The organism is Flavobacterium olei (assembly GCF_039749035.1).
Taxonomy (GTDB): domain Bacteria; phylum Bacteroidota; class Bacteroidia; order Flavobacteriales; family Flavobacteriaceae; genus Flavobacterium; species Flavobacterium olei.
Genome location: NZ_JBDKWC010000001.1, coordinates 435910 through 453827 on the forward strand (window position 1 = coordinate 435910; position 17918 = coordinate 453827).

The 17918-nt window shown below is 36.4% G+C and carries 11 protein-coding genes and 1 pseudogene; 9 read left to right on the forward strand and 3 right to left on the reverse strand.

What is annotated here, in order from left to right; translation table 11 throughout:
• Positions 1-55: 55 nt before the first annotated feature.
• Positions 56-1527: pseudogene (locus tag ABEB31_RS01850) on the reverse strand (MFS transporter).
• A 934-nt stretch (positions 1528-2461) separates the two neighbouring features.
• Here ABEB31_RS01850 and ABEB31_RS01855 point away from each other — a divergent pair.
• The 4 genes from ABEB31_RS01855 (at position 2462) to ABEB31_RS01870 (ending at position 10424) form a co-directional block, all read left to right on the forward strand.
• A complete protein-coding gene (locus ABEB31_RS01855; protein ID WP_347049640.1) occupies positions 2462-5584 on the forward strand; it encodes a SusC/RagA family TonB-linked outer membrane protein in 3123 nt (1040 codons plus the stop codon).
• A gap of 11 nt (positions 5585-5595) precedes the next feature.
• On the forward strand, positions 5596-7068 hold the full coding sequence (locus ABEB31_RS01860) for a RagB/SusD family nutrient uptake outer membrane protein (RefSeq protein ID WP_347049641.1): 1473 nt from the start codon (positions 5596-5598) through the stop codon (positions 7066-7068).
• Between the two features lie 143 nt (positions 7069-7211).
• Positions 7212-9128 (forward strand): arylsulfatase, encoded by a 1917-nt coding sequence (locus tag ABEB31_RS01865; RefSeq protein WP_347049642.1) that lies wholly within the window; start codon positions 7212-7214, stop codon positions 9126-9128.
• Positions 9129-9371: 243 nt separating this feature from the next.
• A complete protein-coding gene (locus ABEB31_RS01870) occupies positions 9372-10424 on the forward strand; it encodes a sterol desaturase family protein (RefSeq protein WP_347049643.1) in 1053 nt (350 codons plus the stop codon).
• 74 nt (positions 10425-10498) lie between these two features.
• On the opposite strand, the gene rocD is transcribed toward ABEB31_RS01870, so the two are convergent.
• Positions 10499-11752 carry an ornithine--oxo-acid transaminase gene (gene rocD, locus ABEB31_RS01875; protein WP_347049644.1) on the reverse strand — a complete coding sequence of 418 codons (1254 nt, stop codon included), beginning with the start codon at positions 11750-11752 and terminating at the stop codon, positions 10499-10501.
• Between the two features lie 207 nt (positions 11753-11959).
• Here rocD and ABEB31_RS01880 point away from each other — a divergent pair, with 207 nt between their 5' ends.
• The 4 genes from ABEB31_RS01880 (at position 11960) to ABEB31_RS01895 (ending at position 15327) form a co-directional block, all read left to right on the forward strand.
• A complete protein-coding gene (locus ABEB31_RS01880; RefSeq protein ID WP_347049645.1) occupies positions 11960-12412 on the forward strand; it encodes an Lrp/AsnC family transcriptional regulator in 453 nt (150 codons plus the stop codon).
• Between the two features lie 107 nt (positions 12413-12519).
• On the forward strand, positions 12520-13293 hold the full coding sequence (locus ABEB31_RS01885) for a dienelactone hydrolase family protein (RefSeq protein ID WP_347049646.1): 774 nt from the start codon (positions 12520-12522) through the stop codon (positions 13291-13293).
• 39 nt (positions 13294-13332) lie between these two features.
• A complete protein-coding gene (locus ABEB31_RS01890) occupies positions 13333-14301 on the forward strand; it encodes a DUF3667 domain-containing protein (RefSeq protein ID WP_347049647.1) in 969 nt (322 codons plus the stop codon).
• A gap of 9 nt (positions 14302-14310) precedes the next feature.
• Positions 14311-15327 (forward strand): M28 family peptidase, encoded by a 1017-nt coding sequence (locus ABEB31_RS01895; RefSeq protein WP_347049648.1) that lies wholly within the window; start codon positions 14311-14313, stop codon positions 15325-15327.
• A 157-nt stretch (positions 15328-15484) separates the two neighbouring features.
• Here the strand turns inward: ABEB31_RS01895 and rho are convergent, their stop codons facing one another.
• Positions 15485-17314 carry a transcription termination factor Rho gene (rho, locus tag ABEB31_RS01900; RefSeq protein WP_347049649.1) on the reverse strand — a complete coding sequence of 610 codons (1830 nt, stop codon included), beginning with the start codon at positions 17312-17314 and terminating at the stop codon, positions 15485-15487.
• Positions 17315-17497: 183 nt separating this feature from the next.
• Between rho and ABEB31_RS01905 the strand changes: the two genes are divergently transcribed.
• Positions 17498-17908, forward strand: a complete 411-nt coding sequence (locus ABEB31_RS01905) for a DUF4293 domain-containing protein (protein ID WP_347049650.1) — start codon at positions 17498-17500, stop codon at positions 17906-17908.
• Positions 17909-17918 lie beyond the last annotated feature (10 nt).

Here is a 17918-nt window from a genome sequence, read left to right on the forward strand (position 1 = left end):
CAAACAGAAAAAAGACTTTTAGCATTTATTAATTTAATCGAATAGTTTAAATATTCTAATATTTACGATCCATATCCCGGGCATATTCCGGAGATTTTTCTTTCATCAATTTAACGACTACTCGGTGCATCCAGATTAAGCAAATTAGTGAGATTATTAAAATGAAAATCCAGGAACTGGTCCAGAAACCTGTAAAACTCAGTAGATATCCAAAAATGATGGGACCGAAGAAACCTCCTAGTCCTCCAAGAAGTCCAACCATTCCGCCAACGACACCCACTTCATCGGGGAAATAATCGGGAATATGTTTGTATACTGCCGCAGCGCCAATTCCCCACGCGGCCCCAATTAAGATAACGAGAATAAGATATATCCACATATTAGCTTCAAAGTGAATTTGAGTAACTCCCTGAGCCAATAGATCTTTCTTTTGAACCTGTTGATTTTGCTCTACAACAATTTCCTGCCATGATTTTTTAGAAGGAAAAAATTGGCTTTGTACAGCATTTGCATTTTCTTGTATGATGGGATAGGTTTTATCTTCTATGACAATTTTATCTTTTGAAACTTCGGTTACAGTTCCCGCTTTTGAGGCGACTAATCCGGAACCAGAGGTTGTAATATCCATTTTCGGAAACATTAAAAGAAAACTCAAAGCTACAGAAGAACCTAAAACCCAATACATTACTTTTCTGGCTCCAAAACGGTCTGACAAAAATCCACCAAAGGCTCTGATAACACCGGAAGGCAGACTAAAAATAGCGGCGAAAAAACCACCCATAACTAAGGTAGTATGATATACATTTAGAAAATTTGGTAAAAGCCATTGTGAAAAAGCTACAAAAGAGCCGAAGACCAGAAAATAATACAGGCCGAAACGCCAGACTCTTATACTTTTTAACGGTTTTAAAACTTGTTGTACTGTTTTAGGAGGCGACGCTACTTTTTTATTTTTTGTAAAAATTAAAAATACAATTCCCATTGTGAGTAATACCGAAGCATAAATTACAGGAATCCATTTCCATCCATTTTCGGGATCACTTTCTGAGAAGTGGGTCAGTAATGTCGGAACAAGAAAAGTTGTTAATGCCGCCCCTGAGCTTCCCATTCCGAAAATACTTAATGCCCTGCCCTGCCATTCTTTTGGATAGTATACTGAAGTATATCCTACTCCAATGGCAAAACTGGTACCGACCATTCCGAATAAAAAACTTAAAATGGCAAACGTCCAGAAACTATCTGCAAAGGGCAATAAATACAGGGGAATGGAAGATAAAATAGCAGGCAGGAAAAGACGGGTTTTCCTCCAAATTTATCAGTAAGAATTCCCATTGGCAAACGCATTATCGAACCTGTCAAAATCGGAATTCCTAAAAGCCATCCTATCTCGACGACACTCCATTCAAAAATTCCGCGGTCGTTTAAAAAAGTTACTAAGACACCGTTAAGCGTCCAGCAGGCAAAACAAACCATAAAGGCCAAAGTGTTGAAAAAGAGAATACGATGAGATTGTGAAAGATTTTCCATAGAAAAATGTGTTAGTGGATAGTTTAACAAATACTCTAGAAATCGATAATACAATGATGGATTTAAAAAATGTCCTTTAAAGGAATAAAAAAAACATATTAAAAGTAATAAAAATACCTAAAACACTAACAATTAATACCTTAAAATAAAATATTAGATAATAAAAATGAAATTCCTGTATCTATTTTTTTTATAAGTGCCATCTCTTTGATGCATTTAAATTTATAAGGAGTTAGCATTTAGGCATAAAGAAATTGGTATAAATATTACAATAACTCTGAGACTGAAAAATAAATTATAATTTCCTTCTTGATTTAATTCCACGCAAATCTCTCTAAAATCAAGGCTTAAGACAGATTAACTTTTTCTAAATTATCCATGAGCCTAATTTTTTTTCAAAAAAAAAGCAATAAAACTTTTGGTTTTTATTATATTAAAATTAACTTTGTCTATAGAATTAGTAGAGTTTAAATATAATCAAACCATAAAATACTATATTTTGAAAACAGCAGAAAACATCTCGTTTTATATTCTTCCAAAAAAATACGCTTATAACGCTATGTGTTATATGTGTAGCTGCTGTTAATACTCTGCCCTTTTGCATTTGTTTGCAATGGATAAATTCCAAAACAAATCACAAAACAAATTATCTAATTATTATTATAGTTCCAAAAATCTCTCTGATGCATTTTTGTTGCGTCGTTAAGATTCTTGAAATCCTGCTTAAATTCAGAAATTAAATAACTAACAAATTAAAAAAACTAAAAATGAAAACAATGCAAATGTGCTGCTCTAAATAAAAAAAGCCATTTCTGCGGCAACAGAAATGGCGAGGCTTAAAGAAACATTTATCACTAAATCAAGAACACATTCAGAGTGCTGTAAAAACAGGGCTCAGGGCGTCTTGTTAATTACTTAAAACCAGTACAAAGAAATGAAAAAAAAGTTAAACATCTACACACTGCTGTTTCTACTCTCCATAACCGCAGCTATACAAGCCCAAAATACCACACCCTTAATTCAGTCCAAACTAGACGGAACAGTAGTGGATGACATTACAAATCAGCCCATTATAGGGGCATCTATAACCATAAAAGGAACAACTCACGGCGTGGTAACCGATGCTGAAGGAAAATTTTATTTTCAGACGGGACAGAAATTTCCTTATACTTTAATTGTAAGTTACATCGGGTATAAAAAAGCAGAAGTAATTGTAGAAAAGAATCCGGTTATTATTCATCTGAAAGAAGAGCGGCAGGAATTGGATGAATTAGTAGTTGTTGGTTACGGAACCCAGAAAAGAAAAGACATAACCGGTTCTGTTGCGTCTGTTCCTAAAGCTAATTTGTCTCAGGTAACTTCTTCTGCAGATAACCTTTTAAGAGGTGCGGTGGCCGGAGTGGTAGTTACGCAAAGTTCGGGTCGTCCGGGCGCTTCGTCGAGCGTGCGTATTCGTGGGGGAAACTCCATTACGGCTGGAAATGAACCGCTTTATGTGGTAGACGGAATTTTAATATATAATGATAATACCAACAGTTCGGCAGGCGTGACTTATGCAGGAGCAAGTGTAAACGTAATGTCGACCATTAATCCGTCTGATATTGAGTCTATGGAAGTTCTAAAAGATGCTTCTGCAACGGCCATATACGGTTCACGCGGTGCGAACGGAGTTGTCATTATTACCACTAAAAAAGGAACAAAAGGTCAGGATAATATTTCGTATCAGGGTTATTTCGGATTTCAGAATATCTCTAAGAAATTAAAACTAATGAATGCCAGTGAGTGGGCAAGTTTGAGAAATGACGTTCAGGCGAGTATTGGTCAGGCACCATTCTTTACAGACGATCAAATCGAAGCTTTTAAAACTTCCGGAAATTACGACTGGCAGTCTGAGGCTTTTAGAACGGCAGCTCCTATTCAGAGTCATAACTTATCATTTTCCGGCGGAGATGAAAGATCAAGATATGCTGTTTCAGCGGGTTATTTTGATCAGGAAGGAATTGTTTTGGGTTCTGACTTTAAACGCATTTCGCTTCGTGCCAATTACGAACGAAACTATTCGCAAAATTTTAAATTTGGTGTAAATGCCAATTATACCTACTCTCTTGCAAATGGTGTAGGAACTGCAGGAAGCGGAAGAACACCAAATCCTTTGGTGGCTGCGGTACTAACTGCACCGGTTGTTCCTATTAAAAATGAGAACGGAAGCTATAACGTAACCAATAATCCTTATGCTACTTCTGTAAATGGCTACGTACCAAACCCTATTAATGATCTTGAAAATACAACTAACGAGACCAATCTCAACAGAATCTTAACGAGTTTATTTGGAGAATATAAAATCAACAAAAAACTGACTGCCAAGGTCGCAGTAAGCGGAGATGTTTTAAACACTAAACAAAATTACTACGCCCCGTCTAATACCACTACAGGAGCAGGAACAAAAGGTTTGGCATCCGTGGGAGATCGTCTTGTGGGTTCTGTATTGAACGAAAACACCCTAAATTACAATACCAATTTTGGCGAAAATCATAAGTTTTCCGCTTTAGGCGGATATACACTGCAATATACAAAAGGTGAAGTGGTAAACGCAGGAGCCAATACTTTTGTGAATGATGCGAATACTTTTAACGCCATTCAGGATGGTGTTGCAGTAAAGCCTTATAGTGAAGCTTATGAAAGTGTCCTGAAGTCCTGGCTGGCGAGAGTCAATTATTCGTATAAAGGAAAATACAACTTTACCGTTTCAGGACGTGCGGATGGATCTTCAAGATTCGGTGCCGAATCACTCTGGGGTTATTTTCCTTCTGCAGGATTTTCATGGAATATTACCGATGAAGAATTTGCCAGTAACATTAAAGGCGTTACAGAAGCAAAATTGAGGATTACTGCAGGAACAACAGGAAATCAGGAAATTGGCAATTATCTATCTCTGGCATCCATGGGTTCTGTAAATTATTCTTTTGGCGGAACTTTATATACCGGAATCGCTCCTACCCGACTGTCCAATCCGGATTTAAAATGGGAAAAAACAAATCAGTATAATGTTGGATTGGATTTATCCTTATTAGACCGAAAAATCAATTTTGTTTTTGATGTTTATTACAAAAAAACACAGGATTTACTGATCAGTGTTCCGGTTCCGCTGAGTTCTGGTTATGCCACTGTACTTCAGAATATTGGAGGAGTTGAAAACAAAGGTATTGAGATTGGCCTAACAACAGAAAATATCAAAACCGAAAACTTTGCATGGAATTCTAACATTGTGTTTTCTGCGAATAGAAATAAAGTTACTGAAATTGGAAATGGTGTAAACGAGTTTTTTCCTGTGGTTCCAAATGGATCATTGTTGCAACAACAGCCTGTAATAGTAAAAGTGGGTTTGCCTTTAGGAAGTTTCTGGGGATACAGAACAAACGGAATTTTCCAGACCCAGGAAGAAGTGAACACACAGCCAAAAATCAATAGTTTGGCGAACACCAAAGTAGGTGACAGAAAATATGTAGATACCAATGGCGACGGTGTAATTACGGCATGGGACAAAGGAAATTTAGGAACTTCACAACCCAAATTTGTTGGAAGTTTCAGCAACACCGTTTCATACAATGATTTTGATCTGAATTTTTCTTTCCAGGGCTCTTATGGCGGGAAAATATTCAATGCCTTAAATCAGCAGTTAGAAATTTCTACTCTTGGAACCAACGCAGCATCGACTTTAAATGACAGATGGACAACGACCAATCCGAGTAATGAAATTCCGAGAGCATCGAGTTCTCCATTAGGAATCGTTTCTGAAAGATATGTTGAAGACGCTTCTTTTCTGCGTTTAAAATTAATCACTTTGGGTTATACATTACCCAAAAGCGTTTCTAAAAAACTGGGAACAAAAAGTGTAAAAATTTACGTCTCTGCCGAAAATTTAATCACATGGACAAAATATACAGGTTATGATCCAGAGGTTAGCTCGTACGAACAAAACAACTTATATCCGGGAATTGACTTTGGTTCTTATCCAAATTCTAAAACTTTCATTTCCGGTATTAACGTAACATTCTAAGTAAAAATACAATGAAAAAGATCATCATAACATTTCTATTGAGTGCGGGCTTATTGGTCTCGTGCACAGAACTTGAGGTAACTCCAAACTCCTTTGTTACCGAAGAAAACTATTTTGTAACTCAGGACGATGCCGTTGCAAGCGTTACTGCAGTTTATGCCTCATTAAGTATCGATCCGGGTGAGCAGAGCTTGTTTGGAAGGAATCTTTATTTCTTAACCGATATGGCATCTGATTATGCTTCGGCTGGTGTTTCTGCTACTAATCCTCAGGTTAGGGCTTTAAGCAGTTTAACACATGATGCTACTTCAGATCGCGTTCAGGTCGCTTGGAGACAGATTTATGCGGGAATCAACAGAGCCAATGTTTCTATTGATAATATTCCGAAAGTATCAGGTTCTGAAATTATTAAAACCAGATTAATTAATGAAGCTAAATTTATCAGAGGATTGCTTTATTTTCAGGCAGTTCGTCTTTGGGGCGGTGTTCCGATTGTTTTGCACGAAGCTACTTCTATCAATTTAAATGATTTAAAAACAAACAGAGCTACAGTTGAAGAAGTTTACGCGCAGATCATTAAAGATTTAACTGATGCCGAAGCGTTGCCTAAAACCTATACCGCGGCAGATGCGGGACGTGCTACTTCCGGAGCGGCAAAAGCAATTTTAGCCAAAGTATACATCACAAGAAAAGACTGGCCAAATACCATTTTAAAAGCAAGAGAAGTTATTGACGGAGGTTACGGCTATGCTTTGTTTGAAGATTTCCAGGATATTTTTACTAAAACCAAAAAGAACGGTAAGGAACATATTTTCTCTGTTCAGTTTGAACCCAATCAAGCCGGAAACGGTTCCAGCGGAAGTACTTTTCAGGCGACAGCTTTTACCGGATTTACAGCGACTGAACCTGCGGATATTATCTCAGACGTGGCTTTGTTCTATGACATTTATGCTCCGGGAGATACCAGAAGAGATGTAAGTTATGCCAAACAGCTTCTGAATCCGACCACGGGAACACTTTATACTTTTCCGAAACCGATTTTTAAAAAATATCTGGACCTGAGTAATCTGGCCACTCCTTCAAACGTAGCGATTAATTTTCCGGTAATTCGTTATGCAGACATTCTTCTGACTTTAGCGGAAGCGATAAATGAACAAAGCGGACCAACTGCAGAAGCTTACGAATTAATCAATCAGGTTAGAAGAAGAGCTTTTGCAAAACCAATTAACATTCCGGATGCAGCTGTTGATTTAGTTGGATTGAATCAAAACAGTTTTAGAGCAGCGATTCAGGAAGAGCGTAAAAAAGAATTTGTTCAGGAAGGACAAAGATGGTTTGACTTAGTACGCTGGGGAACTTTGGTTACGGAAGTGAAAAAAGTAACCGCTAAAAATTCAGTTTCAGAACGAAATAATCTGTATCCGATTCCGCAAAGCGAAAGAAATATTAATCCGGATGGATTGCCTCAAAATCCTGGATATTAATACGAAATAATTATAAACACAGACATATAGTTCTTTTTCACTTTACGGAATTTTCAGTGTGTTTCGTTCCCCGAAATGACAAAACTGAATCAAAAAAAACAACAACTATTTATTTAAAATCATATAACTAAAAAATTATAAAAATGAAAAAATGGAATAATAGCATTGCAATTAAAAGTCCGAAAAAAGGACTTTTAATTACTGCTTTTCTGGTTTTGCAACTGGGATTAGCACAGGAAAATCAAGAGTTTAAAGGCACAATTGGCAAAACACTGGCTGATTCTAAAGAATACTGGCCAGATCCGGTAACGGCTCCAAAAGACGCTCCGAATATTGTGTGGGTTTTACTAGACGACGTAGGTTTTGGAGCTGCAAGCACTTTTGGTGGATTAATCAATACACCAACATTTGATAATCTGGCGAATAATGGTTTACGATATACCAACTTTCATACAACCGCCATCTGTGCTCCAACGCGTGCCGCTTTATTAACCGGAAGAAACTCAGGAAGAGTTCATGTAAGCGGATTTTCACATACAATTTTATCGGCTGGCTTTCCGGGATGGGATGGCCGTATTCCTTCGGATAAAGGAACTATTGCAGAAATTCTCCGTGAAAACGGCTACAACACTTATGCCGTTGGAAAATATGGTGTAACTCCGGATGAAGATGCAACAGATGCCGGGCCGTTTGACAGATGGCCAACCGGAAAAGGTTTCGATCATTTTTACGGTTTCTTAGGTTCTCAGACCGATCAGTACAATCCGGATTTAGTAGAAGATCAGGCGCATATTAAACCAGATGGCCGTCATTTAAATGAATTGATTACCGATAAAGCAATCAGTTATCTGCAGAAGCAACAAAAGGCAGCTCCGGGAAAACCTTTCTTCCTTTATTATGCACCGGGTGCTGTTCATGCTCCTCATCAGGTAGCCGAAAAATGGGTTGAACCGTACAAAGGTAAGTTTGACGAAGGCTGGGATGTGTATCGTGAAAAAGTACTGGCTAACCAGAAAAAATTAGGAACTGTTCCCGCAAATGCCGTCCTACCGGAACGTAATGCCTTAATTACAGAATGGAAAAAACTTAGTCCGGAACAAAAGAAAGTATACGCGAGATTCATGGAAGTTTACGCCGGATTTTTAACCTATACCGATTATGAAGTTGGAAGAGTAGTTAATTATCTAAAAGAAAGCGGGCAGCTGGAAAATACATTGATTTTTGTCGCAATTGGTGATAATGGAGCCAGTAAAGAAGGAACTTTACAAGGAACTATTAGCCAGAGTTTATTTTCTCAGGGGAAAACAGATGAAGAAAACTTTCAAAGCAATTTGAATAATATTGGTGAAATCGGAACTGCAAAAGGTTTAAACACCAATTATCCTCTCGGGTGGGCGCAGGCAACAAATGTTCCTTTTAAAAACTGGAAACAAGATGCACATTCTGAAGGTGGAACGAGAAATCCTCTGATTGTTTATTATCCTAAAGGCATTAAGGAAAAAGGCGGCATCAGAAACCAATACAGTCACGTTACCGATCTTTTACCAACGACTTTGGATATTGTGGGAATCAAAGCACCGGAATACATCAAAAATGTAAAACAGGATATTATTCAGGGTTCTACTTTTAAAGCTTCTCTGGAAAATCCGAAAGCAGAATCGCTGCATAAGGTGCAATATTATTACATATTTGGAAACAGAGCCATTTACAAAGACGGATGGAAAGCTTCTGCAGCACATTTACCGGATTCTTTCGCAGTAAAAAAATCTATAGGAAATAATGAAAAACCTGCTGAAAGTAATTTTGAGACTGATGTCTGGGAATTGTATAATCTTAACGAAGACTTTAACGAACGTAATAATCTGGCAAAAAAATATCCGGAAAAACTGGCTGAGCTTAAAAAATTATTTGATGAGCAAGCCAAAGAAAACAATCTTTATCCGCTGATTGACTGGCAGGATGTTTACAACAGAAGAATACATAATACAGGGGCCGATAAAGGTAAAAGTGTTTCTGATTTAATTAAACAGGCTACAAAACCAGCCGGAAGTACAAACTAATCTCGCAAAACCTGCAAGATTACAAAACCTCGCAGGTTTAAAATTACACAAACTAAAAAAACAGCTGTAAGGTTTTGAAAACCTTGCAGGAAATCTAATCATTAAATGAAAATGATCATGAAACGGGTAGACTATGAAATTATAGGAAAAAAGATTGTCGTTGGGATAATCTTGTTTTTAGTTCCGCTGGCCATTCTTGCCGGAGGATTATCATTAATTAATCAATTTTTAAAATAAGAAATCATGGCAGCAGTTCAAAATTCAAAACTGACAAGAGACCTTACCATAAGTCTTTTTATTTACGCATTGCCTGTGTTGGCAATTTACCTTTATTTTAAACTGGGAAATGGCGTTATAACAGAATCTCACGTTACATTACCTTCCTTTTTAGAATTCATACAACCAGCTTTTGCTAACATCAGAACATGGGGGTTAACCGTATTTATGATTGTTCTAGGAATAATCGAATTCGGTGCCGGTCTATACGACGACCAATGGACGGGAGAAGAACGCAAAATTGATATCGTTTCTTTCCTGGCTCCAAAATTAATTTTACCGCCGGTAATTGCCTTTTTCAGTTTAACGGCTTTACCTTATCTGTTACCAAATTTGGCCAATTCCTTATCGTGGGTTCCGTTTTGGGGAGGTTTTTTCCTGATCGCAATTGCCGATGACCTGACGCAATATTGGTACCACAGATTGCATCATCAGGTTCCGTTTTTGTGGCGTTTTCACCGCACACATCACTCAGCTCCTTATATGGGAATGGCAATGGCTTCGAGACAAAACTTTATTTACACAATTTTCTTTTCGCAGATTTACCTAACAGCAACTTTAACCTATTTAGGATTAGGTCTGCCTGCTTTGTTTGTTCTGGTTATTAAAAGTTTCATCACTTTAGGCGCTCATTCCAGTATTGCCTGGGATAAACCTTTTTACAAATACAAAGTGTTACATCCCATTGCATGGGTTTTAGAAAGACTGATTTCTACCCCTGCAACACATCATGCACATCACGCAGATACCAGCGGAGATGGCATCGGACATTTTAAAGGAAATTTTGGAAACATGTTTTTTATCTGGGATATGATTTTTGGAACGGGATTAATTACCCGTAAATTCCCAAAATCGTATGGAATGAAATCATACAAACAGGAAGAATGGTACGCACAATTTCTTTGGCCGATTTTCAAATCTAAAAAAGAAGGAAGCGCTTTGGCTGAAGGAGTTTTGGCTGTTCCTGCTAAACCAAAAACGGCTGAGGTTGAGGTTCAGCCAGTTTTAGAACAAGTTTAGTCTTCTACAAAATAGTCTACAAAAAAGCAGCAATTTAAGATTGCTGCTTTTTTATTATATATTCAGGTAAGATGTTAATTTCTAAAATCGTTCAGAGATTTTTCGATAATCTCCAGACATTCGTGAATTTGCTCTTCTGTCATAACCAAAGGCGGTGCAAATCTAATTTTATTGCCATGCGTTGGTTTTGCCAACAAACCGTTGTCTCTAAATTTTAAACAGATTTCCCAAGCCAGGTCAGAATCTTCACCGCTATTAATTACGATAGCATTCAGTAATCCTTTTCCGCGAACCAAAGTAATTATATCATTTCTTTCTGCGATCTTATTCAGTCCATCTCTTAAAATTATCCCCAGACGTTCTGCGTTTTCAGCCAGTTTCTCGTCTTTTACCACTTCCAGAGCTGCGATTGCAACTGCCGCCGCAACCGGATTTCCTCCAAAAGTAGAACCGTGTTGTCCTGGTTTAATTACGTTCATGATCTCGTCGTTACATAAAACTGCTGAAACCGGATAAACTCCTCCAGAAATTGCTTTTCCTAAAATTAAAATATCCGGTTGTACATTTTCATGATGCACCGCCAGTAATTTTCCGGTTCTTGCGATTCCGGTTTGTACTTCATCAGCAATAAATAAGACATTGTGTTTTTCGCAAAGTGCTTTTGCTTTCGCTAAATAGCCTTCAGAAGGAACATACACCCCGGCTTCACCCTGAATAGGTTCAACAAGAAATCCAGCAATATTTTTAGATGAATTTAAAGCGTTTTCAAGTGCCTCGAGATTATCATATTCAATTTTAATGAATCCGTCTGTAAAAGGACCAAAGTTATTACGAGCCGTTTCATCATTAGAAAATGAAATAATTGTAGTTGTTCTTCCGTGAAAGTTATTTTCGCAGACAATTACCTGCGCCTGATTTTCCGGAATTCCTTTTACTTCATAAGCCCATTTTCTGCAAACTTTAAGTGCTGTTTCAACGGCTTCTGCACCTGTATTCATTGGCAGAACTTTATCAAAACCAAAATATTTGGTTACGTATTCTTCGTAATTTCCTAATTTATCATTGTAAAACGCACGAGAGGTCAAAGTCAGTTTTTGAGCCTGATCCACCATTGCCTGCACAATTTTAGGATGACAATGCCCCTGATTCACTGCAGAATAAGCTGATAGAAAATCATAATATTTTTTACCGTCAACATCCCACACATAAACTCCTTCACCACGTTCTAATACTACCGGAAGCGGATGGTAATTATGAGCTCCATATTTATTCTCTTTTTCGATCAAAACTTCTGATTTTGACGAAAGTGATTTTTCTGTACTAATCATAAACTATGTTTTTATTACTGCAAAAATATCAAAAATTACTTTAAAAACAATTAAAAAACACACAATTGACTTTGTAATCACTCTTAATAAGTCAAAATAAACATTTTGAACATTTAAAAGTGAAATATTTCTATTTGATATATTTTTTATCACTTGTAATTAAAAAAATTAATTACTTTTATAAATTACAAAAGCGAATTTAAGCCAATGGAATTATTAGACGAATTTGATATCAATATCATAAAAGAATTAGAAAAAGACGGCAGAATGGCCTTTTCTGCCATTGCTGCTAATTTGAAAATATCAAATACAATGGTTCATCAGCGCGTCAACAGGATGATGGAACAAGGGGTAATTGGAGGTATAAAACCTATTATTCAGGAGAAAAATATTGGTTATGACTGGGCATCCTTTACCGGAATTAGTTTGAACAAAGACTCCGATTCTGATCGTATTATTGAAGCTTTAAAAGAAATTCCTGAAATAACCGAATGTTATTACGTCACCGGTTCGTTTACACTTTACATTAAAATTATTGCTAAAAATCACGAACATATGCGTCGTATACTTTACGAAAAAATCGATGGTATTCCGGGTATTTCCAAAACAGATTCTATTATAGAATTGGGCTGTGCCTTTAAAAGAAACATCACCTTATAAAATACTGATACTTTTTTAAGAATTTGCGTTATAAACCTCACAAGTATTTACCTGTGAGGTTTTTTTGTAACATATTATTTCTGATATTTGTTAAAAATTGTAGAATTATGAAAAACGCAGTACTACTTTTATTTAGTGCAATCTTATTTTCTAACGTTATGAATGCGCAATTAAAACCAGTAAAATACAAAGATGGAAGTCAGCAGTTAAATGGCTTATTTATACCATCTTCTAAAAAAAGCAGTAATAATCCCGGAATCCTGCTTTTGCCGGCGTGGCTGGGAATCGATAATGCTTCTAAAGGAATCGCCGAAAACTTATCAAAATTGGGTTATCATGTCTTTATAGCTGACATTTACGGAGAAGGTAATTACCCTAAAAATACGGGCGAAGCAGGAAAACAAGCCGGTTTTTACAAAACAAATTACGAAGCATATCAAAAGCGTATTGATGCCGCCTTAAAAGAGCTGGTAAAATCCGGAGCAAATGCCGATAATATTGTAGCAATTGGATATTGTTTTGGAGGAACTGGAGTTCTGGAAGCCGCAAGAGGCCATTTGAATCTGAAAGGTATTGCTTCTTTTCATGGTGGTTTAGGAAAAGAGGCCACTCGAAAAACAGAAACAATCAATACCAAGGTTTTAATCTGTCATGGCGCAGATGATCCTTTTGTTCCTAAAGAAGAAATTACATCTTTTCAACAGGAAATGCGTGATTCAAAAGCCGACTGGCAAATGATTTATTACGCGAATTCTGTTCACTCTTTTACGAATCCAGAAGCAGGAAATGATAATTCGAAAGGCGCGGCATATAATCCTGTAGCTGCAAAAAGATCTTTTGACCACTTACAGCTTTTTCTAAATGAAGTTTTAAAGAAATAAACCACAAAAACTACCAAAAAAACCAAACCAAAAAAACCAATGTCACACAGTAAAATCAGAGAAGACAAAACTTGTTTAAATTGCAGACACGTTGTAGAACAAAAATTCTGCCCGAATTGCGGACAGGAAAACAGCGACAGCCGGAAAACTTTTCATCATTTATTTATACACTTTTTTGAAGATTTAACACATTATGAAAATGCTTTCTGGAAAACGATTAAAAACCTTCTCTTTAAGCCTTCTACGCTTACCAAAGAATATCTTTCGGGAAAACGACTTTCTTATTTAGCACCGGTTCGCCTTTATATCTTTATCAGTTTTATTACTTTTTTATTAATTGCAATGTTTCCAGGCAAGGTAAACGACCAGATGGATAAAAGCGATAAAGAATTAAAAAAAGAAATGGAAAAAGCCAATATTAAAATTGGCAACATCACGAAGGACAAATATTTCCATCTTAAGTCGATGAAGGAAATTGATTCTATTCAAAAATATGGCAAAGAAAGCAGTAAAATGAATGCCTTTTCCTATTGGGTTTACGAAAAAGCAGTTCATGTTACAGAAAAATACACTAAGAAAGAGATTGTGGAAAAATTTATAGATTCTTTTTTACATAATCTTCCTAAAATTCTATTTCTCATTATGCCATTTTTTGCTTTTTTCTTATGGCTTTTTCATGATAAAAAAAGGTGGTATTATTTTGACCACGGAATTTTCACACTTCATTACTTTTCTTTCCTGCTGCTTATCTTTCTGATTATGTTTATTATAGACAAAATATTTGGGCTATTTGGCGATGACAGTCCTTTAACTTACATTTCGGGACTTACCACTTTTGCGGGTACAATATGGATGTGTTATTATTTTTATCCGGCACATCATCGTTTTTACGGTGAATCCAGAATAGTTTCGTTTGCCAAAAGTGTATGCCTGTTTATAATAAACTCAATTTTTATTACGTTTTTAATTACCTTTTACGTTCTTTACACATTTATTAATTTACACTAACTATTTAGAATGAAAAAATTACTCATTTTATTATTAATTGCTTCTGCTTATTCCTGCAAAACGGCGCAATCGTCTGCATCTAAAGACAATTCGGATCCGACAAAATATGTAAAAGCTATTTCTGAAAAAGACCTCAAAAAAATGCTTTATACTGTTGCTTCTGATGAAATGGAAGGACGCGAAACCGGTTCTAAAGGACAGAAAAAAGCAGGTCTTTACATGATCGAACAATACAAAAAAAACGGAATATCTTTTCCTAAAGGAGCTTCAGATTATTATCAGCATATTCCTGCAGCGTTCTTAAATGCAAGACGTAATGAAAATCTTCCTGATTCTGAAAATATCTGGGCCTATATTGAAGGTTCTGAAAAGCCGGATGAAGTTTTGGTGATTTCTGCTCATTACGATCATGTCGGAATTAAAAATGGCGAAATTTACAATGGCGCCGACGACGATGGTTCGGGAACGGTAGCAGTTATGGAAATGGCTAAAGCTTTCGCGAAAGCAAAAAAACAAGGTCACGGACCTAAACGTTCAATTTTATTCCTTCATGTAACCGGGGAAGAACACGGGTTGCACGGATCAAGATATTATTCTGAAAATCCGCTGTTTCCAATTGCCAATACGATTACAGACATTAATATTGATATGATTGGCCGTCGCGATGTCGAGCATTCAAATACAAATAATTATGTGTATGTAATTGGTGCAGACAGGTTATCATCAGATCTGCATAATGCTGTTGTGGCTCAGAATGATAAGTACATTAAAATGGACTTAGATTTTAAATTTAACGACCCGAAGGATCCAAATCATTTTTACGAGCGTTCTGATCATTATAATTTCGCTAAACATGGCATTCCGTCTATTTTCTTTTTTAACGGGGTTCACGCAGATTACCACGGTAAAGACGACACTCCCGAAAAAATCGAGTACGATGCCTTAACCAAAAGAACAAAATTGGCTTTTGTATTGGCTTGGGATTTAGCAAACAGAGAAAACAGACCGGTAGTTGATAAGAAATAAGGTTCAAAGGGGACTTAGATCCAAAGGCGCAAAGGTTTTTCTGATTGTGCAAAAAAAAGGATGAATTCAGAAATATTCTGAATTCATCCTTTTTTGTATATTTTAACTATAGTAGGAAACCTTAGCGCCTCTGTACCTTAGAAACTTTGTCCCTCAACTAGTCATTCATAGAAATCAAAAACTCCTCGTTGTTTTTGGTTTTCTTGAAACGGTCGTTTACAAAATCCATCGATTCTACCGGGTTCATGTCTGATAGATATTTACGCATGATCCACATTCTTTGTAATGTTTTTTCGTCTAATAATAAATCGTCACGACGTGTACTTGAAGACGTAAGATCAATTGCAGGGAAAATACGTTTATTGGCTATCTTACGGTCTAACTGAAGTTCCATATTACCGGTTCCTTTAAACTCTTCAAAGATTACTTCGTCCATTTTAGAACCTGTTTCTGTCAATGCAGTTGCGATGATACTTAACGAACCTCCGTTTTCTACATTTCTTGCCGCTCCAAAGAAACGTTTTGGCTTTTGCAGTGCATTTGCATCAACACCACCACTTAATACTTTTCCAGATGCCGGCTGTACTGTGTTGTATGCTCTTGCTAAACGTGTTATAGAGTCTAGTAAAATTACAACATCATGTCCGCATTCTACTAAACGTTTTGATTTTTCAAGCACAATATTGGCAATTTTTACGTGTTCCTGTGGTTCCCTGTCAAAAGTTGAAGCGATAACTTCACCACGTACACTTCTTTGCATATCTGTAACCTCTTCCGGACGTTCGTCAATAAGAAGAACAATCAAATAAACTTCCGGATGGTTGGCAGCAATAGCGTTTGCTATATCTTTAAGAAGCATTGTTTTACCTGTCTTTGGCTGGGCAACGATCATACCACGCTGACCTTTACCAATTGGTGAAAACAAATCTATAATTCGGGTTGAAACTGAACTGCCTTTTTCGGCAAGTTTGAATTTTTCTGAAGGGAAAACCGGTGTAAGGTGTTCGAAAGAAACTCTGTCGCGAACCACCTGAGGATCGTGACCATTAATTTTTAGTACACGAACTAAAGGGAAAAACTTCTCTCCTTCTTTTGGAGGGCGAACCACTCCTTTTACAGTATCTCCGGTTTTTAAACCAAATAATCTGATTTGTGAAGTTGATAGATAAATATCATCGGGAGAAGCTAAATAATTATAATCTGATGAACGTAAAAATCCGTAACCATCCGGCATCATTTCTAAAACGCCTTCACTTTCAATAATTCCGTCAAATTCAAAGTCTGAATCCCTGAAATTATTATTTTTTTTATTTTTATGATTTGGATTTTGATTATTGTGATTTCCGTTTCCGTTAGTATTCCCGTTCTGATTCTGATTCGGGTTTTGATTCGGATTCTGGTTTTGATTTGGATTCTGGTTCTTATTCTGATTCGGATTGATCTTTTTAGCAGGAGCAGCCGGTGCCGTTTTTTCAGTTGTTTCAGAAGTTACTTCAGCGGGTGCCGCTTCTGTATTATTCTCCGCTACAACTTCCTTTTCAGTTTCCTTTTCTTTTTGAACAGCAACTTTCTTTTCATATGCCGACTTATTAAATTTAATAATTTTCGGTTCTTTTTTGGCTGCTGGTTTATTTTCTTTTGCTGTAGTCGGCTCAGTCTCTTTAATGGGCTGAACGGTTTCGGCAGTATCTTTATTCTGAACAGTTTCCTCTACTTTCTCAAATTCTAAAACCGGAGTATTTTTGGTATTTGCTGCTTTACTTTTTGCCGGTGCTATTCTGGCACGTTTTGGCTTATCATCTTTAGCATCTGAAACTACAGCTGTTTGAGGAGCTTCAGCGGGTGCATTAGATGTTTCCTGATGCGCTAAAATCTGACTGATTAAAGTCTCTTTTTTAACACCAGTAATCTTTATTGTTTTAGCTAACTTAGCTATTTCTTGAAGCTCAGCAAGCTTCATTTCTTTTAATGCAGAAATATCAAACATGAATGTTCTATGAATTTAATTATTTTAAAGGAAATACTGTAAAAAGAATAGGTAGATAATAAATTTGAATTGACCGCAGTATGAAGTGCTTACGGTATTATGATGCAATAATACGAATAAAATTTAATCATACAATAGTATTTTAAAAAAAGAAAATATATTTTTGTAAAACAATTTTAGACCATGATACAAAGAATTCAGACTGTATATTTATTTTTGGCTTTTGCTGCAACTGGCATTTTAATGCTTTTTGTTCCGCTATGGACAACAAGTGCAGGAAAATCATTCTTTTTTATGCAGGATCAGCTTTATACTGTTTTGTTAGGATTAACAACAATGCTTAGCATTATCAGTATAATGTCATTTAAGAAAAGACAAAATCAGTTTGTGCTGAACAGACTGAACATAATATTAAACTTAATTTTATTAGGATTATTTGTATATCGATCACTAAATTTATCTGGAGAGACAGAAGTCTCTGAGAAAGGTATTGGGATGTTCTTACCAATTGTTGCTATCGTACTATTAGTTTTAGCTAATAAGGCCATCAAAAAGGATGAAGATCTCGTAAAATCTGTAGATCGTTTGAGGTAAACCTATAAAC